The organism is Sphingobacterium sp. (assembly GCF_039596235.1).
GTDB lineage: Bacteria > Bacteroidota > Bacteroidia > Sphingobacteriales > Sphingobacteriaceae > Sphingobacterium.
In genome coordinates, this window is the sequence record NZ_JBCNKE010000001.1 from 116,242 (window position 1) to 142,240 (window position 25,999).

Genomic DNA, 25,999 nt, shown 5'->3' on the forward strand with positions numbered 1-25,999 from the left:
TAAATACGAATAACCTTTATATAAATTATGGCAAATACATTTGCAGAAAAGATTGCCCAAGCGCAAGATTTTCTACCTATTAATGGAACTGATTACATAGAGTTTTATGTGGGGAATGCGAAGCAGGCCGCACATTATTACAAAACAGCCTTTGGTTTTCAGTCGGAGGCATATGCGGGCCCGGAGACCGGTGTTAGAGACCGAGCGTCCTATGTTTTGAAACAAGATAAAATACGGCTGGTGCTGACCACAGCGCTTAAATCGGAACATCCTATCGCCGAGCATGTCAAAAAGCACGGTGACGGGGTTAAGATATTGGCTTTATGGGTTGATGATGCCCGAAAATCATTTGAGGAGACCACCAAACGGGGGGCGAGGGTCTATCAGGAGCCGCAGTTGCTCAAGGATGAGCAAGGGGAAGTATGGACGGCAGGAATATACACCTATGGCGAAACGGTACATCTCTTTGTAGAGCGAAAGAATTACAGTGGAGTATTTATGCCCGGCTATGAAAAATGGGAAAGTGATTATAATCCAACGGAGACCGGTTTGCTTTATGTAGATCATTGTGTAGGCAATGTCGGTTGGAATAAAATGAATGAAACGGTCCAATGGTACCAAGATGTGATGGGTTTTGTCAATATCCTGTCTTTTGATGATAAGCAGATCAATACCGAATATTCAGCATTGATGAGCAAGGTGATGAGCAACGGGAATGGCTATGTCAAGTTTCCGATCAATGAACCTGCAGAAGGGAAAAAGAAATCTCAGATCGAAGAGTATCTTGAATTTTATGAAGGTGAGGGGGTACAGCATGCCGCATTGGCAACGAAGGATATAGTACGTACTGTGAGGGAGCTTAAATCCAGAGGAGTAGAATTTTTGGGAGCTCCTCCAGAGGCCTATTACGACATGCTGCCGGAAAGGGTGGGGGAAATAGATGAAGAAATCCGAATTATCCAAGAACTGGGTATATTGGTAGACCGCGATGATGAGGGATACCTCCTTCAGATTTTCACCAAACCCGTTGAAGATCGACCTACCTTATTCTATGAGATTATTCAGCGAAAAGGCGCGCAAAGTTTTGGCGCCGGTAATTTTAAAGCACTTTTTGAAGCAATAGAACGTGAACAGGAACGCAGAGGTAATCTATAAGGATATGTTGGGTATGAAAGAATTATTGCGTGCATTTGAGCATCGGAGTCCAGAAATCGTCTTCGAGTGGAAGGACAGTGAAACGGAAGCCAAAGGATGGGTCGTTATCAATTCGTTACGCGGTGGTGCGGCCGGTGGCGGCACACGAATGCGGGCAGGTCTGGATCGGCATGAAGTAGAGTCCCTGGCCAAAACCATGGAGGTTAAGTTCACCGTTTCAGGCCCTGCAATTGGCGGGGCCAAATCCGGTATTGATTTTGATCCGCACGATCCTCGTAAAAATGAGGTTTTGGACCGCTGGTTTAAGGTGGTGACACCGCTATTAAAAAATTACTATGGGACAGGCGGGGATCTTAATATTGATGAAATTCATGATGTCATTCCATTAACAGAAGAATACGGGCTATGGCATCCCCAAGAGGGAATCTTGAATGGACATTTTAAGGTCAATGAGAGCAACCGTATCCATCAAATAGGACAGTTGCGCTATGGCGTGTCCAAAGTATTGGAAGATAATACCTACAGTCCCGACCTAAAACGTAAATACAAGGTTGCTGACATGATAACAGGCTATGGCGTGTCTGAGTCTATCCGTCATTATTATCAACTTTTTGGAAGCGACTGTAGAGGAAAACGTGCCGTTATTCAGGGCTGGGGAAATGTTGCTGCGGCGGCAGCTTTTTATCTCGTTAAGCTGGGCGTGAAAATTGTTGGCATAATTGATCGGGCGGGTGGTTTGATCAACCAGGAGGGCTTCAACGAAACAGCTATTACGCAGTTATTCCTAAGCCGTAAAGGTAATGAGCTCAATTCGCCGGATTTAATGCCATTTGAGCAGATTCAGAAGGAAATCTGGGGAGTGAAGACTGATATTTTCGTCCCCGCGGCGGCATCACGTCTGGTTTCGAAAGATCAGATACAACAGCTTATGGAAAATGGACTTGAAGTCATTGCTTCGGGAGCAAATGTACCTTTTGCTGATCAGGAAATATTTTATGGTCCAGTTATGGAGTTCGCGGACCAACATGTTGCGGTGATACCGGATTTTATTGCCAATTGCGGTATGGCAAGAGTATTTGCCTATTTGATGCAGCGAAATATTGAAATGAGTGATGACGCTATCTTCTCTGATGTTTCAAAAGTCATTTTTGAAGCTTTGGAAAAAATCCGGAAGTCTTCCGCTGATCGTACACAGATCTCTTCGAGAGCGTACGAAATTGCACTTAAACAATTGATTTGATTCTTTAGGTAAGTCGTTAAACGAAAAACACTTGAAGCGGGGAACTTCAAGTGTTTTAACTAACCAATTATTAACCTAAATTTATGAATGCTTAAAACAGTACAATACCTGTGCCAAAACTTATTTACCTAAGATGAATAAATTGTCATTTTTTTGTTAACTTGTTGTTTTTCTTTAATAAGGTGAATCTTTAATATTAAGCTTTGTTTCACCATTCGATCCTGGAGGTAGCACCTACATTAAAATCTAAAGTTATGTTCAGCCTATTTATCGCTTTTATTTTTGATAAGTAACTGAAACAGAAACTCCTGTAGCGGGGAACTACAGGAGTTTTCCTAACCAATTATTAACCTAAATTTATGAAAAGTACAAGTATAACGTGATTGGAACAGAAAATGTTTCAACTATTTTTACTTTTTTGGATTTTTTAACATTTTTTTGTATTTCTATATCGATTTTCGGTAAAATATTCTAATATTTATATTCTTTTCGTATTAGAAAAATAAAAAACCTGTTAGCGGGGACTAACAGGTTTTTTATAAACTAACTAATTATTAACCTAAATTTATGAAACTAGTAAGTAACTTTCAATAAGGATGCCAAGACATAAACGAAATGGTTTGTTTAACGATTTTTAACGCTTTCTAATCCAAAAACGGTAAAACATCATTTTGTTCGGTGTAGCGTATTTTATTTTTCAAACCTTTTGTCACTCGTAAGCGTTTACTTAAGCGGAGTGAGCTAAATAATCCGTGAACTGTTTAAAATAAAGTACATGTCTTTATCCTATCTCTATCAAATCGAAAACCATAGAAGCCCTTTCTGGGCTTTTGCTATCCACGATGGCCATCATATCGATGCGGATTTAGAACACTATTTGCATATTTCTCCCGAAGATCGCTTACGTGAGGAGGATCCTTATACGGCAATCTTGGCAGAACTGCCCTTTAGTCGTTTTGTCTGTGGTACCTCAAGGTTCCAGTTGGATTTAAACAGGAATAAGGATGGCGCGATATACTTGACTCCGGAGCAGTCCTGGGGAATTCAGGTCTGGCGAACAGATTTACCCCAACAAATCAAAGAACAACTGTATGAAACGTATGACATGTTGTATCACAAAATAGCCCAACAGATACAGCATACCATTGATCGCTATGGTTATTTTGTAGTTTTTGATATTCATAGTTATAATGCCCGTCGTGACGGGCCGACGACAATAATCGATAAAGTAAATAATCCGCAGATTAATATTGGGACAGCGCATAATCACAGCAAATGGCGGGAATTGACCAGCTCATTCATAGCTATGCTCCGTACCGGTAAAGATGGGCAGACCTATGATGTGCGCGAGAACGTTAAATTTAAGGGTGGCTACCTCTCTTCTTATTTAAATGAACAATTTGGCGATCACGGTTGTATTTTTTCAATAGAGTTTCGCAAGGATTTTATGAATGAATGGACTGGGGAGGTTTTTCCTCAAAAGTTACAGGAGTATAAGCAACTTTTAATGCAAACCATTGACAGTCTCGAATCCTATTTTGCCTATGAAAGATAATGCGAAGCAGCTAGCGGATATTTTAAAAAAGATAAAGAATAAAGAAGTTTTTCATGTGCAGATACCCCCAAAAAATAAAATGGTATTCAATCAGGTGGTGCCTTATTTATTTTTATATCGGCAGTTCTTTAGCCCGGATCCTATGTTGGCGGAGTTGGTGAAATCCGAACCCGCATATTTTAGGGTGAAGGATCCAGAAATGAATATATCCGACTGGATTGCCCCGATAGTTAATCAACTCGTGGAAGAATTTGGTGCCTGTCTGATTATAGAAGCCTGGACCGCTGCTCCGGCACAGGAGGACGATATTCAGATTCATATTGCCCGAAAAAATGTACAATCCATTGCACAGTATCTCGGCAAGCAACTGGAGACGGAGGAATCTATTACCAAAGTCGAAATTGTGACCGATACCAAAACCAATGCGACACAGAGCCTCTCCCCTGCGAGCATACAGTTGGATAAACTAAATAGCAATATCTTGTATATGGGGTTGGAGATTAAACCAAAGTATCTGCTGGGCGCAAATCAACAAATACTTCCCATAGATCTGCGCCATTTTCGTGAGGCTATATCCCGAAGCTTATCAAAAACATTTTTTGAATTTATTCGTATCCACACTTTGTCCAAACCAACATCGTTTAAAATTAGTCATCCCAAAAAGATGTTACCATTGGCCTGGGAGATTGATCAGAAATTGGCACGTGAAAGCCAACGGTTTGATTTTCTATTGTTGGTTACACCAACCAATTCATATGATGCCTGGCTACAATTCAAAAAGGGTAATTACCGTAAGGTTCCGGTTTTTCATTATAGACCCATGCCCATTGATCCTGACATCATAAAACGTAACCTCTATAATCTGCATATTGAAGATCTTTACGATCCTTCGATCGCTTATTTATTTCGGGATAAACGTAAGGAACTTGATCAGATGATGAGCATGCTCAGCGAACGGGGAAAAGAAGGTTTTTTACTGGGCAGTATGCAGGTATTTGGTACCGTAAACGAAAAATTGCTCGATAAAGCACAAGCCATCTTGACAATTACAGCATCGGATAGGGAGCATAGGAGCAAGGAGGAGGATATTGTTTATGCGGAAGAGTTTGCTAAACTAGCGCAAGCGGAACTCGACTATTTAAAAAGCCAGGATTCAAATTTTGGGACTACGGTACGGCTCCGTGATGATATTTACGGAGTAATGGTCAACCAAGGCGTATTAAATATCAGTAAACAATACAGTTTGCCAAGGCATCGGGTACAAGCATTGGTCCAGCATGAAGTTGGAACCCATATTGTCACTTATTATAATGGCAAACAACAGCCTTTCAGTCTTTTTCGACTGGGAGTTCCAGGGTATGAGAAGCTTCAGGAGGGGCTTGCCGTACTCGCCGAATACCTAGTTGGCGGCCTGACGAATAATCGGTTACGAATATTGGCTGGCCGGGTCGTGGCGGTATACCACATGCAACAGGGAAATACTTTCCTGGATACCTTTGCATTGCTGGTAGACAAATATCAGTTTTTGCCCGAAACAGCATTCCAGATGACCATGCGTGTGTTTAGAAGTGGGGGACTGACAAAAGATGCCTTATACCTTAGTGGTTTAATCGAACTGATCAACTATATAAAAAGTGGCCGGGATCTTAGCTTATTGACTATGGGCAAGATCAGGGAGGACTATATCCCCATAGTGGAAGAATTAATGCTTAAAGGGGTATTAAAAGCTCCAGCTTTGACGCCTAAATATCTAACAGACCCCTTTAAAGATGTGTTGACAAACTTAAAGAAAAGTAAAGGAATATTTCAGATGATCCAATAATTTAGCGATACTATATGAAGATAGCATTTGTGATTAATCAAACCCATAAGGAAACAGAACGTTTCACAACAACCCTTCTTGCCTTAAGGGCACATCAGTTAGGGCATGCGGTATATTACATCGGACTGGCCGATTTTTATTATGAATCTGCTCATATTGCCGCCCATGTGCGTGAGGTACTCCCTTCACAGCAAATCAGTTCTGCGAAGCAGTTGATGGAGGTATTGCGAGCTACCACAAAGATAAAAATGGAATTGGAGAAGATGGATGTCCTTTGGCTTCGATTCGACCCTGTTTTAGATATGGTGAATAGGCCATGGGCAGCTTCTTCCGCGCTGCAATTTGCCTCCTTATTAAAAGAAAAAGGGGTACTGGTCATAAATGATCCCGATAGTTTGGTGCGCGCAAGTAACAAATTGTATCTTGAAGGCTTTGACGAATCTATTCGACCAAAAACAATTGTCACCAGAAATTATGCCGATGTGGTCGAGTTTTTTGAACAACAGCATAAATTGATTATTTTAAAACCCCTAAAAGGTTCGGGTGGAAAAAATGTGTTTTTAATCAATAAAGATAACCAGCAAAATTTAAAACAAACAGTAGAGGCAATTGCCCGGGATGGCTATGTAATTGCACAAGAATATTTACCAGAGGCGAGCGGCGGTGACATCCGTTTTTTTCTGTTGAATGGTGAACCTATCTCCATTAATGGCAAACATGCTGCTGTTCACCGCGTGCAACAGGAGAACGAAATACGGAGCAACGTACATCAGGGAGCAAAAACGCAGGCAGCGGCGATATCGTCGGATTTACTGCTTATGGTCGATAAAATCAAAGACAAATTGATACAGGATGGGATGTATTTTGTTGGTTTGGATATTGTGGGTGACCGCATTATGGAAATTAATGTGTTTAGTCCAGGAGCTTTATGCCAAACAGAAGAGATCGTAAAAGAAGACTTTTCTACATTCATTATCAAGAATCTTGAAGAAAAAATACGATCTTCCAAAGGTTAATCGTGACTAGTAACACAGTTAGATATAATTGCTTTTATAATAAGGGGGAAGATCATTAATTGAGGATGCTGTATAAAAATATAATTAATCCTGAGAACTGCATTATTTTTGGCATCATCTATAGTGGTAATAGAATTACTGGAACGGGAAACTGGGAAAACGTGATTAACGAAAATTATGAGTTTGAGATGAATCAAGCCATTTAAATTCTTGTTAATTTTAAGAAATATAAAAATACGATGTATATTATTGATTCGCCTTCCCATGATGCCTATTTCAATATTGCTTCTGAGGAATACCTGCTCACGAAATATCCGAAAGAACCCATTTTCCTATTGTACATGAATGATCCGTCAATTATTATTGGTAAGTTTCAGAATACTTTGGCTGAAATTAACCTTGATTATGTAAATGATAATAAGATTAAGGTTGTTAGGAGAATGTCGGGTGGTGGCGCCGTATATCATGATCTAGGAAATCTCAATTTTTCCTTTCACACCCTATTGGGAAATCTCGATTTTATGGATTTTTCGACTTTCACGCAACCCATTGTTTCTATTTTGAATAAATTGAATATTCCGGCCAAATTTGAGGGAAGGAATGATCTGTTGGTGGATGGCAAAAAGTTTAGTGGAAATGCTAAGCTCGCAAAAAATGGTAAGATGGTTCAGCACGGTACTATTTTAATTGACTCACAGATGCAGATTTTGAGTGAGGCATTGAAGGTAAACCCGCTTAAATTTGTCGATAAAGCTGTCAAGTCCAACCGTGCCAGGGTAACAAATCTGATCGGGTATCTACCTCAGGGTTTTACAACAGCAAAATTTAAGGAACTATTGATCGCAGAAATGCAGCGTGAAAATCCTGATGCTGAGATTGTTCATTTTTCAGCAATCGATATCCAGAACATCGAGAATCTGGTGAAGGAAAAATATGAAACCTGGGACTGGAATTTCGGTTTCTCTCCGAATTATAATTTTAAAAAGGCAATCAAGATTCCGGCGGGTTTTATAGAACTGCATTTAGATGTACATAAAGGCTATATTGAGCAGGCTAAGATTTACGGGGATTTTTTTGCTTCTGAATCTATTCATGAACTGGAACAACTATTGATCGGAAAAAAACATCAATTGGAAGAAGTCAGGCTGCTGTTGGAAGCCATAGATCTAACTTCGTATTTTGGAAAAGTGGATGATATTGAAATTTTGGAGCTATTTAAATAAATGCACTATGATCCCCTGGGGATTTAAATAACAAATATTATGGCTTGGAACCCAGATATCTATAATCAGTTTAAAGACATCCGTTTCAAACCCTTTTTTGATCTATCCGAATTAATCGTGTCGGAAGCAACGATGAAAGCGGTGGACCTTGGGTGTGGAACCGGCGAGCAAACAGCTATTTTAAGCAATAAATTTCCTCAGGCTACTTTCCTTGGAATTGATGCATCCCCTGAGATGTTATCGAAGAGCAATAAGCTTGAACATGAACGATTAAAATTTGAAAATAGTACTATTGAAAAATTTCTGGAAACAACGGACTCCTGGGATTTGATCTTCAGTAATGCAGCTTTGCAATGGTTGGATAATCACCAAACACTTTTTCCGCATCTCATTTCAAAATTGAGTAGCGGCGGGCAATTTGCCGTTCAGATGCCTTATCAGCCAGAAAATGTCTTGAATAAACTGCTATTTGAACTGGCGGATGAAGAACCCTACCGAAGCTATTTGGATGGTTGGAACCGGCCTTCATCGGTGCTAAGTATAGATGATTACGCATATATTTTGTATTATGCCGGCCTAGAGGAATTGGATCTCTTGCTTCGGATATATCCAATTATTGCCGCCGAAGCGGAAGTGCTTTATGACTTTATTTCCGGATCGGCATTGATCCCATATATTGAGCGACTGGACCAAGATAAACGACCTGTTTTTATTGAGGCTTTTAAGACAGGTATCAAACAGCATTTTTCCAGATTCCCCACGATATATCCATTTAAACGTATTTTGTTATATGGACGAAAGAGCTAAATAGGTGCTGATGTTCGTGTTAAATACTGATCAGATCTGACCAGATGGCTTTGGTGACCATAGCTAAATCATTAGGATCTAAGAGCATTTGAAGACCACGTTTTCCTGCGCTGACAGAAATTTCTGTTTCCAACTGAGCTGCTTCCTCAATAAATGTTGGAAATAGTTTTTTCATGCCAATAGGCGAGCAGCCTCCGCGGATATAGCCTGTTACAGCTAGCAGGTCCTTCATAGGAAGCATTTCACAACTTTTATTAGCTGATGCTTTAGCGATCTTTTTTAAGTCAAGCTGGGCATTTCCCGGAATCACAGCAACGATATAAGGATCTTTATTACCTTTCAATACTAAAGTCTTATAAAGGGTTTCAGGTGATAACCCCAGGGATAATGCGACATGTTCAGCACTGACATCATGCTCATCCACGTCGTATTCCCTTAATGCATAGTTTACTTTTGCAGTATCCAACAAGCGAACTGCATTGGTTTTATGCGACATAATAGATGTTATAAAAACTTACGGTTGGTAAAATAATCGGAAATTGCCGTCAGTGAATACGTATTCAGGCAGTTTTTTGCTTCGAGACCACCTTTCTGTGCAACAAAAATACCATACTGCATATCTAGGAGACCTTCGGTGCGGTGTGCATCAGGGTTAATGGACAACAGAACTCCCTTTTCCACAGCATAACGATGCCATCTCCAATCTAGATCCAGGCGTAAAGGATTTGCATTGATTTCAATGACAACCTTATTCGCGGCGCAGGCATCAATTATCTTTTTGTAGTCTAATGGATAGCCTGATCTGCTCAATAACAGACGACCCGTAGGGTGTCCTAAAATTGTTGTATATGGGTTTTCAATAGCTTTGATCAATCGAGCAGTTGCTTTTTCTTCATCCATCTTTAGATTGGAGTGGACTGAAGCTACAACGAAATCAAATTTAGCGAGTACTTCCTCGGGGTAATCCAAGGACCCGTCGCTGAGAATATCTGATTCTATCCCTTTAAAGATTTTAAAAGGTGCTAGTTTTTCATTTAAGCTGGCAATTTCTTTCCATTGCTCTTCCAATCTTTCGATGGAAAGACCATTAGCATAAACAGCAGTTCTGGAGTGATCACATATTCCGAGATATTCGAGACCTAATGTATTTTTACAATGGAGAGCCATTTGTTCTAAGGTATGCACGCCATCACTATAAGTTGAGTGGTTATGCAGCGTCCCCTTAAGATCTTTAAATTGGATTAATTGCGGTAAAGTATGATGCTGCGCGCGTTCGATTTCGTCCAGCCCCTCGCGCAATTCCGGTTCGATATAATCAAGCCGTAAGTTACGATAAATAGCTTCTTCACTGGAAAGCGAAGGTAAGTCAGGAAGGATATTGAATAAAAGATCCAAGTGTGCGGTGGATCCTGTGCTGAGAATAAGGTCCCGATAAAAATCATTAATATTCGTACTGAAAACCTTGAATGTAAAGCCCAAATCATCGATAATTTCCAGTGAATTCTCTGTTTTTTCCACCAATGTATAATCGCCTAGGAATTTCTCCACCGCTTCTATACTTTCGGAAATGAGCAGGTCTACTGTGCTTAACACCTCACATTTTCTTCTAAAATCTCCTGTAAAAGAAAGGAGGGACGCAGGGAAATGAGTTTTTAAAACAGCATAGAATGCATCAGCTTGGGACAATACCTTCGCGTATAAAAACCAACCTTGATTGGAGATCGAAAATTCGATGGATTTCTTTATTTCTTCCTGCGTTTTTAATCCAAACCCCTTGGCTTCAACAAGACGGTTTTCATTGCAGGCATAGAGTAGTTCACCTACATTCTCGATGGCTAAGTCTTGCCAGATTATCTGGACTTTTTTAGGGCCCAGACCTTTGATGGTTAACATTTCAACAACTCCTGACGGTGTATTTGCCAATAGTTCATCGAGTTCCCTGAACGTACCGTTCTGTGCGACCTCTTTTGCTTTTTCGGCTGTACTTTTTCCTATGCCGGGTTGTGCGCTCAATTCTTCAAGTGAGGCATCATCGATACGAAAAGGTAATTTGTCCAATTTAAAAGATGCGCTAGCCATGGCCTTTGTCCGAAATGGATTTTCGTTGTGAAGTTCCATTAATTGGCTACACAATTTAAAAATTTTAGAAATCGCTTTATTGTCCATTGTCGTCCGTGAGTTGTTAGGCTACAAATATCCTAAATTTTAGGCCAAAATACCAACCGAGTTGATAATATAATCCCGTTAAATAATGTGAAAATGCTGTTTTTATCTAGAATAATTGGTTCTTTCTTAAAATTAACAACAAAGTGACAAATGATTGCCTGCTGGGCCGTTCATTTTGGTTAAGTTTGCCGTTTTTGGGTATTAAAATCGATCAAGGATATGGAGTTTTTTGAGCATATCCAATAAGAATGAAGGTATTATGATAGCAGATATAAGTGACAAAGAGGTTAGTGGCCTTTATAAGACAGGAATTATTCAACAAACAGCCTATTGGTCTGCCGTAAAAAAGATGCAAGGAATAGAATCGAAAGCTTTTAATTTTAAATCGAAGCAGTCCGATCTTTATATCGGCGTCCAAGACGATACCTACTTTTTGGGTGATCTATTAATCATCATTCAGGCGATAGATCGTGAACATTGTATAGCTTACGTACCATACGGGCCTGAAATAGAACCTTCGCAAGAAAACCAGGGCTTGTTTTTAGAGCAGCTTTCGGAAAGCTTACGCGCATGTTTACCTCTCAATTGTATTATGATACGTTATGATCTGTCCTGGGAGTCGCATTGGGCGAAAGAGGAGGACTGTTACGATCTTTATGGCAATTGGTTAGGTGTACCTGAAAAACGAATCCAGGAAATGCGTTTTAATTTTAATACAGAAAACTGGAATTTTCATAAAGCGAATACGGATATTCTTCCTTCGAATACAATTTTTATGAATCTTAGGAAAGAGGAGGATCTTCTGCTGGCCAATATGAAATCCAAGACACGTTATAATATCCATTTGGCCGAAAGGAAAGGTGTAAAGGTCCGTTCTCTGGGTTTAGAGAGTCTGGAGATCTGGTATGAGCTGTATCGGCAGACCGCGCTCCGGAATAATTTTTTCTTGCATGACATCAACTATTTCAGGATCGTATTATCTGCAAAGGCAACGGATACCTTGTCGCCGGCAGATGTTTTTTTATTGGTTGCTGAGGTGGACAATAAACCTTTGGCTGCAATGTTTCTGGTCATTGCTTCAAACCGCGGGACCTATCTCTATGGTGCTTCTGCTTCCGAAAACCGTAATTATATGGCGACTTATGCCCTGCAATGGCGTGCGATGCAGGTCGCAAAGGAAAAAGGTTGTACGGAGTATGATTTCTTTGGTGTATCGCCTCAGGCTGATCAATCACATCCATTGTATGGACTTTACAGATTCAAAACAGGTTTCGGTGGCGAGATTTATCATCGAATGGGTTGTTGGGATTATCCGTTAGACAATGAGAAATATCGCTATTACGCTTCTATGGAGTTTAAAAATCAAAGCTATCATTTGAGCTAAATATTAAAATACTTCACCTAGTGTCAATCTTACTCCACGGTGATTGGTGCTAACACCATAATCTATGCCGATGTTGGTACCGGAGTTTTTATTGAATTTAATTCGTGCACCTGCACCGGTCCCAATGTTCCAGTCTGCAAACATGCGATTTTTAGGCCCATTCACTGTGGTTAGATTTATAAAAGTCACAAAGCCCAATAGTCCATTTTCAGTAATATCACGGCGGTATTCTGACTCTAGGTAAAATAGCGATTTACCACGGAACCGACTTACCGGGAAGCCTCTTCCGGAACTGTTGTAAGGATCCCAGCCCAGATTGGGTAAATCGAGGTAAGGAGCTTTGCTATTAAATACTGTCCAGAAAAAGCTTCGCAAAGCAATCATATTCTGCCTATTCGGATCTTGGGTCAAACGATGGTATCTTCTGATTTCAAGGAATAGGGATTTCCAATTTTGATCACTTCCCATGAAAACGGGGTTAAGACGGAATTGTAGATTGGCATAGTTGCCAGACCAGGTATTGATCGAGTTGGCCCGTGTGTCATAGATAAGGTTAAGACTGAGTCCCGAGGAAATAGTATGATCTTTCAACGCTGTCCCATAGGGATAGGAGGTATATTCTTCAAGAGGAACCGCACTCGTGGATTTGATATTCATACGGTAATCCAGATCATAACCAATACCCATAAACAGTCCGCCGTGGATTCTTTTTAATGCATGTTGATATAATCTAAAATAAGTATAATCCAAATTGATCTGCTGGTCGCCATGGTATTCTTTGCCTATTCCCCAGGTTTCATGTGGGTATTTTAATAGCCTGATATCACCATCGATAACCCAGGTATTATCTTTTAACCACACGTAGGAGCGGATAGGTAGGCCGAATCGCTTTCCGAAATTGGTATAAGGAGTGAAAGTTACTTTAGACATATAGGTACTTCTGCGCTCGCCCAGGTAGAATCCTGCTGTCGTACTCGTAATTAACGCGTGCCCCCCGCCAGGCACATTTGTCGAAAAAGGAAGGAAAGAAAAGTAAACCTTTTTTCCGGTACTATCGACGGATTGTGGCGGTTTAACATGGAGTATCTCCTTGCCAATGTCGATTAGGTCCCTTTGCCTACTTGTGTCGGAAATATGCGCGGTGATTTCTATTTCATTGACCGGGCGTTGTGCATAAACCCCCGCTTGAAATATCACCAATAAGAAGGTCAAAGTAGCAAGCCGATGTAAAAAAGAATGTCGTCTGTCGTAGTGTGTCATGAACGCACGCAATCTAAGAGGAATTGTACAGAATTACAATATTGTAAAGAATATATTATCTGTTATGTCGCGTTTTGTCTATAGCTCGAATAGGCCCGAATTTCATTCACCTAGAAAAAAATAGCGTTTACCGATTTTAATGTAATGTTAATCTAAATGTAATGGAATCAACATATTAGTTGTCTTAAATTTGAATCAGAAAATAAATAAGAAAAAGTTGCAACAAATTTAACTTGTCTTCGACAATAGAATAAGAAAAATATACTAATACATTATAAAAGAAAAAAAATATGAAAACTTTAGTAAAAACATTTGTAGCGGCGGCAATGATTGCAATCTCTACTTGCTCAATGGCTTCGATTAAACCAGAAGAGCGTAATTTAGTCACAGCAGATTTGGCAATTGATGAATATGTTGGTGCAATGACCGAAGGTCAGGTAGCGAATTTAGATAAGCTATTCACTTCTGATTTTAACCAGAAAATCTGTGGAAAACAGGATTTAAATCACAGTCGTTCGGAGATGATCGAGTTCTTGAAAAAGCAAAAAGGAATAAAAATGAACTGCAAAACAACAACGCAGATTGTTGAAGAATTACCCGATTATGCTATTGCCAAAGTAACCATGCAATTTGATGGTTTCGCTAAGACAGATTTGATTACACTTGTGAAGGAAAACGGAGCATGGAAGGTTTCCAAATCAGTGAATTCTTACAAATAGGGATTACTACCGCAAATTGAAATAATATTTCGGGAATCCGAGCAATGTACAAAAAATAAAGCGGCTACTTGTTAAAAGTAGCCGCTTTGTTTGTGGAGCATATCAGGATCGAACTGATCACCTCTTCACTGCCAGCGAAGCGCTCTAGCCAGATGAGCTAATGCCCCTTATTTTTTTCTGTTGCTAAGATAATACCTTTTTCGTAAAAACAAAATTGCTTTTTTATTTTTTTAAGTATTATTATTTATTGCTTCTCGGTAAGTAGTTGCTCGGTACGTTTTATCTGACCGTCGTCTTTCCAGGCATCATGCCCGGGAATAACCATTTTTATCTGTGGATACTTCGCTAGCAACCTTGCTAATGAAGGCTTCCAGGCTTTGACATCACCGTCAGCGACAAATCCTAAGTCTTTGGCCTCCGAACTTTTAATGAAGCAACCTCCATCCAGAATTTGATAGTCAGGAAACCAGACAACGACATTATCTAAAGAATGTCCTGCGCCAAAAAAGTTCAAAGCGAAGGATTGACCGCCGACTTTATAGGTTTTGTTGACTTTAACCAGATGCGTAGCTTGGGCTTTATGATTTGCCTTAAGTAGGTCGTTGGTCATTTTTGTCGCATAAGTTGGAATTCCGATCCGGTTATAGTATGCAAAGCCTCCTGCGCGATCCTCGTGCCAATGTGTAGCGTATACCGCAATGACAGGTAGCTGGTGCTTTTGTTTTATGCTGTCCAAAAGTGGTTGATATTGTGTCGAATCCCATGGTGTGTCAAATAGAATAACACCTTTCTTGGTGATTAGATAAACTGCATTAGCAGCATATTTGGTGCCCTCAAAAGTATTGTAAGTTGTATAAAGATATAGCTGCGAATTGATCTTTTCAATGGATAAAGGTTTTTCCTGAGCTTGTAAAGATGGCAATATATAGCAAGAAAGCCCCAGAAGTAGCATAGCTACTTTTGCAGGGAAGGACGAAATAGTATTTTTGAACATAAGTAAATAAACGATTGTTCGAAACGATTATTGTTGAGTGGGTCTGTTATATTTTTTTTGAGCTACAACGAGTTAACGAAATCTTCTCGATGCGGTGTGAAAGAATCTATCAATTCGCCTTCTTCAAGGCATTCACAGCCGTGGATCAAATTAGGGTAAATGATGCAGGAATCGCCTACATTTAGAATTTCATCTACGCCATCAATATGGTACCTGAACCTTCCAGCACTAACATAAGATATTTGCGTATGTGGGTGTTGATGTAAGGCTCCGGTCGCACCTTTCTGAAAACGCACTTTCATTAACATCAGTTCATCGTTAAAGACCAATATTTTGCGTTGTACACCACCACCTAGATCTGTCCAGGTCTGCGCATTATCGTGTAGGAATATCTCACTCATTTTAATCACTTTTATTATGAAAAATTAATAAACAAATCTCTATCGTCAATGATAGGAAATAAATATGACTTTTATAGCTCAGCTTGGGATGTTCTTGACAAGCATACAGCGTTGAGCAGGAAATACCCCGATTTTCTCAGAAAATAAAAGAACATGGACAACTGATCGGTAAAGTACTTGAAAAAACTGTTACTTTGTGTCGGATCTCAAAGCGAATGTACTGATATGAATTATTTCGACGAACTTGTTGCACTATTACGTGAAGAACAGCAGTATGATAAGATGCAGCATGAAGCATTATTATTGAAAAGCAGTTTAAATGAAAGAAGAATGCAGGGGGTGACCTGGTTTCCGATTCAGATCACGGATACCGAACTGGGGCGGGGTGATTATCTGTCAGTTAGTTTAAAAAAAACAAATCACTTCGATGTAGATCATCGGTTTCGTTTTGGGATGCCTGTTTCTCTGTTTTCAAACCACGATCCAAATGCGGACAGAATAGACGGTATTATATCTTCGGTTAATAAGGAAAGTATGCGGATTTCATTTCGTGTAGATGAGCTGCCGGATTGGAGTAGAAGGGGAAAACTTGGTGTAGACTTGCTATTTGACGAACATTCATACCGTGAAATGGAGCATGCATTGCGACAGGCAAAGGAGCTTGTAACTGATCCACGAAAAGGTAAATTGATCAGAAAGCTTATTGGTGGAGAACAATTACATACTAGAGAAAAAGATGCGTTTTTTGAGCATCCTGATCTTAATGTCAGTCAGAATAAGGCTGTTCAACAGATTTTGGATACAACCGATATTGCACTTTTACATGGTCCTCCTGGGACTGGGAAAACGACAACATTGATCAAGGCAATAGCTGCATTACTCAAGAATAATCAAAAACAGGTACTGGTTGTAGCACCTAGCAATACAGCGGTTGACTTACTGACAGAGCGTTTAGATGCTGCTGGAATATTAGTCACTCGGATAGGTAATCCGGTTAAAGTATCTGAACATCTGCAGGAGTTAACCCTTGACAGCAAAATAGATCGCCATAGCGCAAATAAAGATATAAAGTCCTTGCAAAAGCAAGTTAGAACCTACACGGATATGGCCCAAAAATATAAACGTAATTTTGGCAAGGCCGAGCGCGAACAAAGAAAAGCATTGTTCGACGAAGCTTATAGAATCCGGAAAGATGTCGATAAGATTCAGGATTTTATCGTAGCGGATATTCTCGATCGCTCTCAGGTAATAACCGCGACGCTCGTAGGGGCAAACCAAGATATTATACGAAACCGAAAATATGAGACCGTTGTTATTGACGAGGCTGCTCAGGCACTGGAGCCTGCCTGTTGGATTCCGATATTAAAGGCAGAAAAATTGGTATTGGCTGGGGATCATTGTCAACTCTCACCAACAGTGAAATCAGCTAAAGGTATGGGTAATAAGTTGATTCATACGTTGTTTGAAAAACTCATCAATCTTTACCCCAAAGCGGTTTCATTGCTCGATATCCAATATCGAATGAACGAACAGATCATGAATTATCCGTCTTTAGCTTTATATGGCGGTCTCTTGAAAGCCGATTGTTCCGTTGCGCATTGGACAATAGCAAACGATCCGGAAGCGATTGTATATATTGATACGGCCGGAGCAGGTTTTGAGGAAACTGAAAGTGATGGTGCGATCTGTAATCTTGGGGAGGCCAGTTTTCTGAAATCTCATTTAAAGATAGCTATCGCAACTTGGGTACAGGCTTCTCCGATCGAACAATGGCCTAGTATCGGGATTATAGCACCTTACCGGAAACAAGTGGCCATGTTAAAGGAAATGTTGGAGCAGGATGAAGAATTACGGCCGTATGCCGCTATTATTAAAGTACAAACTATTGATAGTTTTCAGGGGCAAGAAAAAGATATTATATATATCAGTTTGACGCGAAGTAATAACGAACAACAGATTGGTTTTTTATCCGATGTGCGACGGATGAATGTGGCCATGACAAGGGCCAAAAAGAAGTTGATCGTCATTGGCGATAGTGCAACGATAGGAGGGCATTCGTTCTACCAGAAATTTATTGATTACACAGAAAATCTTGACCACTACCATAGTGTTTGGGAATGGGATATTGCTGAGATGTAGTAGAAAAAGGGGACTGTGATGAAATCTTTTCGCAGTCCCGCTCAATTTTTATAAAGAGGTGAAATTCATCCAATCAGCCTTTTCGTCATAGTTTATGAGCGGTTCGGCATTATTGTTATTGGAGAGTTGACCGACCAACATGTACAGATCCATACTAACGTGCTGACGGGCAATTTCTGCCATTTTATCATTAAAGCCAGCGTTATTGATTTGCAGGACATATTGGAAGCAAACAACACGTGCAATTATTTTTCCTAATGTGACCATCTCGCGCTGTTTAGGTTGAAGCGGGAAGTCGAAATTTAAAATAGAAGAGAAAAATGGAGCCGCAAGTTCGGTTGCCGGATTTATTTTCAGGAATGAAAGTAAATTGCTTTCTTTACTTCTGCGCATCAATTTAGCAATTGCCTCTGCTACTTGCGAATAGAGCATCTCGTTTGAGCCTTCAAAAATCTGGAAAGGTCTACTATCTACTAAACCACGACCAGCAACATGATCCAATCTATAACCATTTGCTCCAGATAATTGGACACAGATTTGTGCAGATTCATGCATCAGGTCAGTCACAAGTGCCTTGACACTATTGGCATCTACACTATGCCCAGAAAGATCATTTTGAATTGAACTGATCGAACTACTGTAAGCGCACATCGCTGAACATATTGTAAAAGCAGCTTGCAAACGAGATAGCTGAAACTTAACCGAATCCAGTTCGTTCAGCGGAACACCGCTGACACGTCTTTCCGTACAATGCTTCATGGCTTCATCCAGCATACGCTTTATGAAGCCCATTCCCATGCCGGGAAATTGAAGTCGGCTCCGGTGTAAGGTATCCAACATCAATTTTATGCCTGTGCTCTCCGGAGTCAATTTATTATTGACAGGTACCTCGATGTTTATTTTATTGATACCGTAAGGGATAGCATATAATCCTAAGCTATTGTATTTTTTTGTTACTTCAATCTTTTGTTCTTCGATGGAGTTGTCGGTAACAAAAAAATCGATGTCACGTACCAGTTCACCATGCTCATTTTTCTTTCGGGCAGTAACGAGCCAAAAGTCAGCAGCACCTGTTAAACCTTGCCAGTGTTTTTCTCCTTTAATACGGTATTTATTTCCATCCTGTTGGTAGGAGGTGCGCATATTGAGGGCATCACTACCATAGGCTTGCTCGGTAATCATCAGCCCTCCCATGGCTTTATTTTCTAGAAATTGGTGGAAAACTTTTTCCTGAAGTAAGGTACTACCGTATTTAGCGAAAGGCTCCAAAAATAGCGCGATGTTGATCCCAAAGATCAAAGATAGGGAAAGCGATTCATAGGAGGCGGCGGCAAGGACGCCTAAACATTCTTTGACATGTAGTCCCCGACCACCGTGATGCTCCGGAATAGCAACAGATAATGGTTTCATCGCCATAATTTCACTTAAAAACTGAGGTGGTAAACCACGTGTTAAGCTTAGGTTATTATAGTCGTATTCTGTATGGAATAAAGTTGATAATCTTTCTTTGAAGTCTCCGATAAATAAATCGAAATTTTGGGCTTTGTTCGTGTGATCTAAAACGTTAGACATCGCTATATTAATTAAATGATAAAACATTTGCAATAGAAGATGTATACGATAAAAGCTTCAAAAAAGAGCTGTGAATTTTGCTTACATCCAAATCGCTATACAAAAATAATTCATATCGCTGTGATCAGTCTGTCCACTTCGGTATAAAAGATAGGACAAATCGTGCATATCCAAGCCATATTAATTTGCCTTGTTCCGATAAGAAGTAGGGGACGTACCTACGATTTTTTTGAATAAACGGGAGAAATAGGAGGGATCAGAAAAATCCAGCTCATAACAGATGTCAGCAATACTTTTATTTGATTCAAACAGAAGAAATTGACTATGCATGATAAGTACCTCTAAGATCAGTTCTTTGGAAGACTTTTTGAACACCGAAAATACGCAGCGGTTTAGGTAATTGGTTGACACCGCGAGCTGGTCTGCATAAAAGCCGATATGTTTTTGTTTTTTGAAGTTTTTGTGCACAAGCTGTTTGAACATCATCGCAATTTCCTGTCTTCGGTTGAGTGCCTGGTTGGAAGATGATAGCTTGATAATTTTTAGTAAGAGGGATTTTAGTAAACTTTCGAACAGCTCCTTGTAGGGTGATTCGGACAGCAATTCGTTGTAGAGCAATTTGAATAGCTGGTGAAGGTCGGTACTATCCTGAGAAGTTAAGTTAAGTAGGGGCGAAATGTTAAAGATATTCAGGATCTCCTGCTCCCTGAATATCGAAGTCATTGCATTGTCGTTGATTAATACACAATGTCCTTTTGCGGATTTATCAACAGATTTGATCGTTGAAATATTACCATAATTGCTGATCAGAATTGCGGGTGCTTTTACCACATATTCTTTCGCACCGATCTTGTGTTTAAAATGCCCCACTGTTATATGTACAAGGAGATTGTATCCTAAGAATATGGGGGGGGTAGGGAATTTAATATAAGGCGCGATTTCACTCAGCTGAAAGATCTTGACCGGAGATTGCTGGTACCTCAAATGCTCCAGACTACCTGTCATAAATCTATCTACAAATTCACCTGCATTTACCTGCTTTTCCATTGCCGTTCACTATGTTTTGACAAAAACACTAAATTTCCGCTTATTCATACCTGTTATGAACAGGCTTAACCTAATATCAGGATAATATTCCAAAGTTAATGGGATAATTGGGTTTTGTCAATATAAAATGTTTGATTTGATACCCGCTATATAAAATGTTTGATTTGATACCCGCTATAATATAGAGATTCTTGTCAAAATTATAGTAAAGGCATTCTTTTCGAAGCAGTAATCTCATCATACCATAGTTACTGGTGAGAAATAGAAAATAAGATGGTGCAGTGCGGTTATACTAATTCGCTGTATTGGAGAGTACTGGGCTAAATAGAATTTGAAAAAATGCGGCTTTATTTTTTAGCTTTATTTTTGATGACAGCTGAAAAGGCCTTTTTGTCTACGGCTATTTTATTATAAACCAAACAATCATGAAACTCGCATTTATTTTTATCCTATTATTTTTCTCTTTTATAGCAGTCCGAGCGCAAAATCAACTGGATTATTGTAACGATCATATTCGAACCGGGGCGGAGCAGACTGATCAATATGTACCTTATCTCCATGGTAAGCGGGTCGCAATTTTGGGTAACCCATCTACAGTTATTAATAATAAGCACCTCGTAGATAGTTTGCTCGCTAGGAAAGTGAAAATTGTGAAAATATTCGGCCCTGAACATGGATTTAGAGGAAATGCCAGTAACGGAACAGAAGTGGGTGATGAAGTGGATCCCGTAACCAAAATCCCCGTGATTTCGCTCTACGGAAATAAAAAAAAGCCCTCGGCGAAAGATCTAAAAGATATTGATGTATTCATTTTTGACGTACAGGACATGGGGGTAAGATTTTATACGAATATTAACACCCTTCGGGACATCATGGAGGCTTGTGCCGAAAATGGGAAAGAACTCTTGATTTTAGATCGCCCTAATCCGAATGCGTATTTGGTCGATGGTCCTATATTGGATATGAAATATAAATCGGGGATTGGTCAGTTTCCGGTTCCGATAGCTCACGGAATGACAATCGCTGAGTTTGCTCAGATGATCAACGGTGAGGGTTGGATGGCAACGACAAAAAAATGTAAGCTAAGGATCATACCCGTAGCGGGATATAATCATCAAATGTTATACAGACTTCCGGTTAGTCCTTCTCCAAATTTAAATACCGAACAGAGTATCCTCCTTTATCCAAGTACCTGTCTTTTTGAAGGTGTAAAGATCAATCATGGAAGGGGGACGGATTATCCTTTTACAGTTTTTGGAAGTCCAGCCTATAAAGGCATATATCGTTTTTCGTTTATACCTATGAGTAAAAAAGGAATGAGTGAGACTCCTCTCTTTATGAATGAAGCATGTTATGGTTTAGATCTACGTGAATATGATTTACAGAAGCTGGTGGATAGTAAGAAAATAAATCTTTCCTGGCTGCAGGAACTCTATCGGAATTCCCCGGAAAAAGATAAATTCTTCGATCAGTCATTTTCCAAGCAGATTGGCAGTATAGAAAAATTGGTTGGCGTTGATTCCTTTCGTCGGCAGATAGCAGAAGGTGTTTCAGAAGAGGAAATTCGAAAGAGCTGGGAGCCTGGATTAGCGCGCTATAAGGAAATGAGAACGAAATATCTTATATATCCATGATAATAATGAGCCTTTTATTATTTCGGAAGCGAATAGATTTTGCCTGAAATGGAAAGGTCTTAAGAAAGTTAAAACGAAAATTTGAAGCCGGGGAGAGATTCGCTCGACGGTAGCCATTGACCTGAATATCATGTGTTTTGTTTGCTCAAATAGATCATTATACGCTTTCTGTAAAGCGCTAAGGAATGTTTCGTCTGTTTATTGTAGAATTTATTTTCTTAAAATTTTTTCCATTGACTTGCCTTTTGCCAGCTCATCAATCAATTTATCTAAATAACGGACTTTTTGAACGAGTGGATCTTCAATGTCTTCTATACGATAGCCGCAAATGACACCTGTTATCTTTGTCGCATTGGCGTTTAAATGCGGTGCCTGGCTGAAAAAGTGTTCAAAATCAATTTTATCAGCTATGACTTGGTTTAAGGAAGTTTCATCATAGCCTGTTAACCAAAATATGATGTGATCGACTTCTTCTTTTGTGCGGCCTTTTTTTTCTGCTTTTTGTATATAATGTGGGTATACACCCGCAAAAGACATGCGATATATTCTAGTATTGTCCATTTTTGTACTGATAATCGTTTGTGGTTTTTGCTAATTTACAATTTTTTTGAATGTGGAATTTCTTTACAATATGATTTTTCCTGTTGTTTTATCAAAATAATGGTTTTGTTAGCTCCTCCATAGAAGAGTGTAATGTGAAGCGTTTTATCCGTTTCAGCATTGAAAATGATGTCTTTTGCACTCCCTATTCGTAGTTCTTCGCTATTTACGCTATTATCTGTGCAACTAAAAATCCTTTTTTCAATTATTCCTTTTTTCTCAATGATTTCTAACCAAGGTGAGGATAAAACACTATAGCCAACGATTTGTGCACGATAATTTTCATTTAAATCTTTTTTCATCCGTAGACCGTAAGGACATGGACAACATCAATGTATAAAAAGGAAGCATCATTGGCAAGATGCTACAAATTAGCCCCAATATTAATCCAGACAACATAATCTTAGCCAGGATCTTTTTCCAGAAGATGACGATTACGGTCATCGTCAGTCCTAGCCATATCCAGAAAAGTAAAACATCACTATAATAGCCGATTAAACTTATCTTTTCCAGGTAGTAAACGAGCATATCCATACCCAGTAATAGCGTAATGACAATATATAGTATTTGTATTTTACTTTTCATCATAGTGATTTGTCGTTTAAAATATGGTTTTTTGCATAGACCCTATCAGATTCGAAACAATCCAAGCTTTTGTGTTAGTAAATATAACGAACGGTAACAAGAAAGCATACGCTGCAAATGGTTTGTAGGAAACAATCTTTTGGGATTAATTGATAAAGGTAATCTAATAATTTTTAAATCCTATCTTTATCTGATACAAAATTGTCTTAAAAAATGAGTTTGAGATATAAACGTAATATCATTCATATAAAGGAAGAAGAGCAGCTACGTATTCAGGATTTTCCGGTGCTTATCGGGGGCTGCGGTATTGGGAGTTACATCGCTGAGTGTCTATTGCGGATGGGATTTGAAAATTTGATCATCGTCGATGGCGATATCGTAGAAATGACGAATCTTAATCGTCAGAACTATGTAGTTGCAGATATTGGGGTCAATAAGGCGATTGCGCTAAAGGATCGCTTGATGGCCATTAATCCAGAAGCGAAGATTACGGCTTATCCTGAATTTCTTGACCGGAACAATTTATATAGCCTCGATTTAAATTGTAAAGTCGCTATAAATGCCCTGGATTTTTCCTCCGATATTCCTTTTTTATTTGATGAATATATGGCGGAGCATAACATCCCTGTTGTCCACCCCTACAATTTGGGTTGGGCTGGGTTTTTAACTGTCATTACCGCAGAGAGTCGCAATCTGCGCTCTTTGGATAAAGAACATCATACCTTTGAGATGAATGTGGGGAAATTTATTATTGATCGATTACAGAAACAGCACATTGATACAAAATGGCTAGAAGATTTTCTTTCGGCATACGGTGAAATTGCTATGGATTCTCCACCACCACAGCTTTCATTGGGTCTGTATGTGTTAGCTGGGATGGTTTGTCAGGTTGTATTTAATATTGCCACCGATAAACCGATAAAAGTTTTTCCTGAATCCTATTATTTGTCTATGCGCTAATGAAATGACCTGTATTAATTGCAATAATTATTATATTTTTGCATTACATCTGCTTCTCTGTGATGATCTAATCAACAAAAGCTATTTTATAAGGAATATTGAATTTCAACTGCATGAACTGGACACCAGAAAATTATTATTTTACCAAACTTAATAGTGCAGAGCTTCCTGAACTTATTCATTTTTATTTGATCACCCTCCAAAAACACTATAAACTTGATAAGTATTCAAAAGAGGATTACGATGTCGACTATAATGCTTTGATAGGGGAGGATTCAGTCTTTTTTGATCAATCTATTTATTATGTTTTGCGGAGCAAAATAAATCATGAGATTCATGCCTCAATTCGAATTACGTATTGGGATAAGGAAACCTGCCTACCTATTCAAAAGCTATTTGGTATTAAAACTGAGGATCTGCTGATACCCGGAGTCCATAATTTTTGGCATATTGGACGTTTTGTAATTGCTGGGAAAATTATTGGAAATCGGATTAATATTCTAAAAAAAATGCTGTTTGACGCTTTTTACGGTCCTTATAGTTTGGGGGATGGGCTAATCATTGCCGAATGTGACAGAAAAGTTGTGAACACGCTACGTAAACTAGAAATTGAATCTTACCAATTGGGAGATCCGATTATCTATTTTTATTCTGAGACATTACCCATCTATATTAAGTCGGGATGGCTGGAGACTTTTATCCAAAAAAATAAACTTTCGCAGTACAGCACTGGAAATGATAGCGATATTCAGAAATTTGTGACGATGTCCAAAACCATCTTGTTGGATTCCAAAAACAATTAGGCATTTAAGCACCGTTTAAAAAAGAGATAACTCAATTGCTAATGCTGTGGCTTCTGTTATACTCTTTACTTTTAATTTTGAAAATATCTGTTTTTTGTGAAACTTAACGGTATCAATAGATACATAAAGCCGATCTGCAATCTGATCCATTGTCAAGCCCTGTGCTGAAAAGAGTAATATGTCCTTTTCCCGCGGTTTTAATTTAACGCGCGGAGTTTCAACCCAGATATCTTTCACGAGATCATATTCAAATTGCCTTCCATCTTCATCCGATTTGAATCTGATATTACCAGCATTTGGATGCGAAGACATAGAAACTAAACAGAGCGCAATCCAGGGGTTGGAGTGGTTATCCAGTAAAAGTGGTTTCAATTTGTGGTTTACAAGTAGCGGTTTACTGCCAGGCTGTTTTAGATGAAAATCATAGGATATAGAATATTTTAAACGGTCATCAGCAGATAACTTGCCATAGAAATCAAATCCAACATCGTTTATTTTTTTTAATAAGTGAAGATCATCTTCAGGAACATTATTTACGTAATGATGATATCCTTCTTTCATCACTTCTGCAGAGGAACTTCCACAAAGAAAGATAGGGTTGTCGGAAACAAATAAAAAACTTTTTTTTGAATAGTCAATCAGATAGATGCTTTGATAAGTTAGTCGACTGAGAGATCTTGCGAAATTAATAAATGCGTTTACGATCTCATAATCATCTTGGCTAAAGTTGTCTTTAACATGTATCGGCTTAAAAAAATCTTCAATTTTTATTTTCATAGTGTAAATTGCAAAGATGATCTATTGTTGCTTTGAAATTTCCATTTAGACGAATGTCACTTTTTGTCGTAGTTTAGAAAAATAACAGTCCTAAATCTAGGGCCTAAAATGGATCTTTCTACGCATTAGTTGACCCGCAG

The 25,999-nt window shown here is 39.1% G+C and carries 24 protein-coding genes and 1 tRNA gene; 13 read left to right on the top strand and 12 right to left on the bottom strand.

Going from position 1 to position 25,999, the window contains the following annotated elements; genetic code table 11:
- Positions 1 to 27: 27 nt before the first annotated feature.
- The 7 genes from hppD (at position 28) to ABDW32_RS00540 (ending at position 8,818) form a co-directional block, all read left to right on the top strand.
- A complete protein-coding gene (gene hppD, locus ABDW32_RS00510; RefSeq protein ID WP_343558577.1) occupies positions 28 to 1,155 on the top strand; it encodes a 4-hydroxyphenylpyruvate dioxygenase in 1,128 nt (375 codons plus the stop codon).
- Positions 1,127 to 2,395 (top strand): Glu/Leu/Phe/Val dehydrogenase dimerization domain-containing protein, encoded by a 1,269-nt coding sequence (locus tag ABDW32_RS00515; protein ID WP_343558578.1) that lies wholly within the window; start codon positions 1,127 to 1,129, stop codon positions 2,393 to 2,395. Before hppD ends, ABDW32_RS00515 begins: the two co-directional genes overlap by 29 nt.
- Positions 2,396 to 3,170: 775 nt before the next feature.
- Positions 3,171 to 3,950, top strand: a complete 780-nt coding sequence (locus tag ABDW32_RS00520) for an N-formylglutamate amidohydrolase (protein ID WP_343558579.1) — start codon at positions 3,171 to 3,173, stop codon at positions 3,948 to 3,950.
- Complete coding sequence (locus ABDW32_RS00525) at positions 3,940 to 5,772, top strand: tyrosine/phenylalanine carboxypeptidase domain-containing protein (protein ID WP_343558580.1); 1,833 nt, start codon at positions 3,940 to 3,942, stop codon at positions 5,770 to 5,772. Before ABDW32_RS00520 ends, ABDW32_RS00525 begins: the two co-directional genes overlap by 11 nt.
- Before the next feature lie 14 nt (positions 5,773 to 5,786).
- Positions 5,787 to 6,788: a glutathione synthase gene (locus ABDW32_RS00530; RefSeq protein ID WP_343558581.1), complete on the top strand. Its 1,002-nt coding sequence runs from the start codon at positions 5,787 to 5,789 to the stop codon at positions 6,786 to 6,788.
- Positions 6,789 to 7,027: 239 nt separating this feature from the next.
- The gene (locus ABDW32_RS00535) at positions 7,028 to 8,011 is read left to right on the top strand and encodes a lipoate--protein ligase (protein WP_343558582.1); all 984 of its coding nucleotides are present in this window, start codon (positions 7,028 to 7,030) and stop codon (positions 8,009 to 8,011) included.
- A 39-nt stretch (positions 8,012 to 8,050) separates the two neighbouring features.
- A complete protein-coding gene (locus tag ABDW32_RS00540; protein WP_343558583.1) occupies positions 8,051 to 8,818 on the top strand; it encodes a methyltransferase domain-containing protein in 768 nt (255 codons plus the stop codon).
- Between the two features lie 19 nt (positions 8,819 to 8,837).
- Here the strand turns inward: ABDW32_RS00540 and ybaK are convergent, their stop codons facing one another.
- Together ybaK and ABDW32_RS00550 are read right to left on the bottom strand one after the other, a co-directional pair.
- The gene (ybaK, locus tag ABDW32_RS00545) at positions 8,838 to 9,314 is read right to left on the bottom strand and encodes a Cys-tRNA(Pro) deacylase (RefSeq protein ID WP_343558584.1); all 477 of its coding nucleotides are present in this window, start codon (positions 9,312 to 9,314) and stop codon (positions 8,838 to 8,840) included.
- Positions 9,315 to 9,322: 8 nt separating this feature from the next.
- Positions 9,323 to 10,984 (bottom strand): helix-hairpin-helix domain-containing protein, encoded by a 1,662-nt coding sequence (locus tag ABDW32_RS00550; RefSeq protein WP_343558585.1) that lies wholly within the window; start codon positions 10,982 to 10,984, stop codon positions 9,323 to 9,325.
- Positions 10,985 to 11,243: 259 nt separating this feature from the next.
- Between ABDW32_RS00550 and ABDW32_RS00555 the strand changes: the two genes are divergently transcribed.
- Positions 11,244 to 12,368, top strand: coding sequence for a peptidoglycan bridge formation glycyltransferase FemA/FemB family protein (locus ABDW32_RS00555; protein WP_343558586.1), 1,125 nt, complete (start codon positions 11,244 to 11,246; stop codon positions 12,366 to 12,368).
- A 3-nt stretch (positions 12,369 to 12,371) separates the two neighbouring features.
- Here the strand turns inward: ABDW32_RS00555 and ABDW32_RS00560 are convergent, their stop codons facing one another.
- Positions 12,372 to 13,628, bottom strand: coding sequence for a hypothetical protein (locus ABDW32_RS00560; protein ID WP_343558587.1), 1,257 nt, complete (start codon positions 13,626 to 13,628; stop codon positions 12,372 to 12,374).
- A 290-nt stretch (positions 13,629 to 13,918) separates the two neighbouring features.
- Here ABDW32_RS00560 and ABDW32_RS00565 point away from each other — a divergent pair, with 290 nt between their 5' ends.
- The gene (locus ABDW32_RS00565) at positions 13,919 to 14,347 is read left to right on the top strand and encodes a nuclear transport factor 2 family protein (RefSeq protein ID WP_343558588.1); all 429 of its coding nucleotides are present in this window, start codon (positions 13,919 to 13,921) and stop codon (positions 14,345 to 14,347) included.
- Between the two features lie 93 nt (positions 14,348 to 14,440).
- Here ABDW32_RS00565 and ABDW32_RS00570 read toward each other — a convergent pair.
- The 3 genes from ABDW32_RS00570 to ABDW32_RS00580 form a co-directional block, all read right to left on the bottom strand.
- Positions 14,441 to 14,514 (bottom strand) — tRNA-Ala (locus ABDW32_RS00570).
- Positions 14,515 to 14,591: 77 nt separating this feature from the next.
- Complete coding sequence (gene bla / locus ABDW32_RS00575; protein ID WP_343558589.1) at positions 14,592 to 15,341, bottom strand: BlaB/IND/MUS family subclass B1 metallo-beta-lactamase; 750 nt, start codon at positions 15,339 to 15,341, stop codon at positions 14,592 to 14,594.
- Positions 15,342 to 15,403: 62 nt separating this feature from the next.
- Positions 15,404 to 15,742 carry a cupin domain-containing protein gene (locus tag ABDW32_RS00580; RefSeq protein WP_343558590.1) on the bottom strand — a complete coding sequence of 113 codons (339 nt, stop codon included), beginning with the start codon at positions 15,740 to 15,742 and terminating at the stop codon, positions 15,404 to 15,406.
- A 225-nt stretch (positions 15,743 to 15,967) separates the two neighbouring features.
- Here ABDW32_RS00580 and ABDW32_RS00585 point away from each other — a divergent pair, with 225 nt between their 5' ends.
- Positions 15,968 to 17,881 carry an AAA domain-containing protein gene (locus tag ABDW32_RS00585; RefSeq protein WP_343558591.1) on the top strand — a complete coding sequence of 638 codons (1,914 nt, stop codon included), beginning with the start codon at positions 15,968 to 15,970 and terminating at the stop codon, positions 17,879 to 17,881.
- Positions 17,882 to 17,929: 48 nt separating this feature from the next.
- Here ABDW32_RS00585 and ABDW32_RS00590 read toward each other — a convergent pair whose 3' ends face one another.
- The gene (locus ABDW32_RS00590; protein WP_343558592.1) at positions 17,930 to 19,453 is read right to left on the bottom strand and encodes an acyl-CoA dehydrogenase family protein; all 1,524 of its coding nucleotides are present in this window, start codon (positions 19,451 to 19,453) and stop codon (positions 17,930 to 17,932) included.
- 180 nt (positions 19,454 to 19,633) lie between these two features.
- Entirely contained in the window at positions 19,634 to 20,500 is an 867-nt protein-coding gene (locus tag ABDW32_RS00595; protein ID WP_343558593.1) for a helix-turn-helix domain-containing protein, read from the bottom strand.
- A gap of 425 nt (positions 20,501 to 20,925) precedes the next feature.
- Between ABDW32_RS00595 and ABDW32_RS00600 the strand changes: the two genes are divergently transcribed.
- Entirely contained in the window at positions 20,926 to 22,134 is a 1,209-nt protein-coding gene (locus ABDW32_RS00600) for a DUF1343 domain-containing protein (RefSeq protein ID WP_343558594.1), read from the top strand.
- A 210-nt stretch (positions 22,135 to 22,344) separates the two neighbouring features.
- Here ABDW32_RS00600 and ABDW32_RS00605 read toward each other — a convergent pair whose 3' ends face one another.
- Genes ABDW32_RS00605 through ABDW32_RS00615 form a run of 3 tightly spaced genes read right to left on the bottom strand, consistent with a single transcriptional unit; the run spans position 22,345 to position 23,322 of the window.
- A complete protein-coding gene (locus ABDW32_RS00605; RefSeq protein WP_343558595.1) occupies positions 22,345 to 22,695 on the bottom strand; it encodes a DUF2200 domain-containing protein in 351 nt (116 codons plus the stop codon).
- 35 nt (positions 22,696 to 22,730) lie between these two features.
- Positions 22,731 to 23,036: a hypothetical protein gene (locus tag ABDW32_RS00610; RefSeq protein ID WP_343558596.1), complete on the bottom strand. Its 306-nt coding sequence runs from the start codon at positions 23,034 to 23,036 to the stop codon at positions 22,731 to 22,733.
- The gene (locus tag ABDW32_RS00615; protein ID WP_343558597.1) at positions 23,017 to 23,322 is read right to left on the bottom strand and encodes a hypothetical protein; all 306 of its coding nucleotides are present in this window, start codon (positions 23,320 to 23,322) and stop codon (positions 23,017 to 23,019) included. Before ABDW32_RS00615 ends, ABDW32_RS00610 begins: the two co-directional genes overlap by 20 nt.
- Positions 23,323 to 23,532: 210 nt before the next feature.
- On the opposite strand from ABDW32_RS00615, the gene ABDW32_RS00620 reads away from it, so the two are divergent.
- Positions 23,533 to 24,279 carry a ThiF family adenylyltransferase gene (locus ABDW32_RS00620; protein WP_343558598.1) on the top strand — a complete coding sequence of 249 codons (747 nt, stop codon included), beginning with the start codon at positions 23,533 to 23,535 and terminating at the stop codon, positions 24,277 to 24,279.
- Positions 24,280 to 24,392: 113 nt separating this feature from the next.
- Positions 24,393 to 25,082: a hypothetical protein gene (locus ABDW32_RS00625; protein ID WP_343558599.1), complete on the top strand. Its 690-nt coding sequence runs from the start codon at positions 24,393 to 24,395 to the stop codon at positions 25,080 to 25,082.
- A gap of 15 nt (positions 25,083 to 25,097) precedes the next feature.
- On the opposite strand, the gene ABDW32_RS00630 is transcribed toward ABDW32_RS00625, so the two are convergent.
- Positions 25,098 to 25,859, bottom strand: a complete 762-nt coding sequence (locus ABDW32_RS00630; protein WP_343558600.1) for a helix-turn-helix transcriptional regulator — start codon at positions 25,857 to 25,859, stop codon at positions 25,098 to 25,100.
- Positions 25,860 to 25,999 lie beyond the last annotated feature (140 nt).

Coding starts and splice junctions, on each gene's coding strand:
- ABDW32_RS00605 (WP_343558595.1), bottom strand. CDS start 22,695: ATGGACAATACTAGAATATATCGCATGTCTTTTGCGGGTGTATACCCA.
- ABDW32_RS00555 (WP_343558586.1), top strand. CDS start 11,244: ATGATAGCAGATATAAGTGACAAAGAGGTTAGTGGCCTTTATAAGACA.
- bla (WP_343558589.1), bottom strand. CDS start 15,341: ATGTTCAAAAATACTATTTCGTCCTTCCCTGCAAAAGTAGCTATGCTA.
- ABDW32_RS00595 (WP_343558593.1), bottom strand. CDS start 20,500: ATGGAAAAGCAGGTAAATGCAGGTGAATTTGTAGATAGATTTATGACA.
- ABDW32_RS00530 (WP_343558581.1), top strand. CDS start 5,787: ATGAAGATAGCATTTGTGATTAATCAAACCCATAAGGAAACAGAACGT.
- ABDW32_RS00620 (WP_343558598.1), top strand. CDS start 23,533: ATGAGTTTGAGATATAAACGTAATATCATTCATATAAAGGAAGAAGAG.
- ABDW32_RS00615 (WP_343558597.1), bottom strand. CDS start 23,322: ATGATGAAAAGTAAAATACAAATACTATATATTGTCATTACGCTATTA.
- ABDW32_RS00630 (WP_343558600.1), bottom strand. CDS start 25,859: ATGAAAATAAAAATTGAAGATTTTTTTAAGCCGATACATGTTAAAGAC.
- ABDW32_RS00580 (WP_343558590.1), bottom strand. CDS start 15,742: ATGAGTGAGATATTCCTACACGATAATGCGCAGACCTGGACAGATCTA.
- ABDW32_RS00520 (WP_343558579.1), top strand. CDS start 3,171: ATGTCTTTATCCTATCTCTATCAAATCGAAAACCATAGAAGCCCTTTC.
- ABDW32_RS00625 (WP_343558599.1), top strand. CDS start 24,393: ATGAACTGGACACCAGAAAATTATTATTTTACCAAACTTAATAGTGCA.
- ABDW32_RS00585 (WP_343558591.1), top strand. CDS start 15,968: ATGAATTATTTCGACGAACTTGTTGCACTATTACGTGAAGAACAGCAG.
- ABDW32_RS00550 (WP_343558585.1), bottom strand. CDS start 10,984: ATGGACAATAAAGCGATTTCTAAAATTTTTAAATTGTGTAGCCAATTA.
- ABDW32_RS00560 (WP_343558587.1), bottom strand. CDS start 13,628: ATGACACACTACGACAGACGACATTCTTTTTTACATCGGCTTGCTACT.
- ABDW32_RS00590 (WP_343558592.1), bottom strand. CDS start 19,453: ATGTCTAACGTTTTAGATCACACGAACAAAGCCCAAAATTTCGATTTA.
- ABDW32_RS00565 (WP_343558588.1), top strand. CDS start 13,919: ATGAAAACTTTAGTAAAAACATTTGTAGCGGCGGCAATGATTGCAATC.
- ABDW32_RS00600 (WP_343558594.1), top strand. CDS start 20,926: ATGAAACTCGCATTTATTTTTATCCTATTATTTTTCTCTTTTATAGCA.
- ABDW32_RS00540 (WP_343558583.1), top strand. CDS start 8,051: ATGGCTTGGAACCCAGATATCTATAATCAGTTTAAAGACATCCGTTTC.
- ABDW32_RS00610 (WP_343558596.1), bottom strand. CDS start 23,036: ATGAAAAAAGATTTAAATGAAAATTATCGTGCACAAATCGTTGGCTAT.
- ybaK (WP_343558584.1), bottom strand. CDS start 9,314: ATGTCGCATAAAACCAATGCAGTTCGCTTGTTGGATACTGCAAAAGTA.
- hppD (WP_343558577.1), top strand. CDS start 28: ATGGCAAATACATTTGCAGAAAAGATTGCCCAAGCGCAAGATTTTCTA.
- ABDW32_RS00535 (WP_343558582.1), top strand. CDS start 7,028: ATGTATATTATTGATTCGCCTTCCCATGATGCCTATTTCAATATTGCT.
- ABDW32_RS00525 (WP_343558580.1), top strand. CDS start 3,940: ATGAAAGATAATGCGAAGCAGCTAGCGGATATTTTAAAAAAGATAAAG.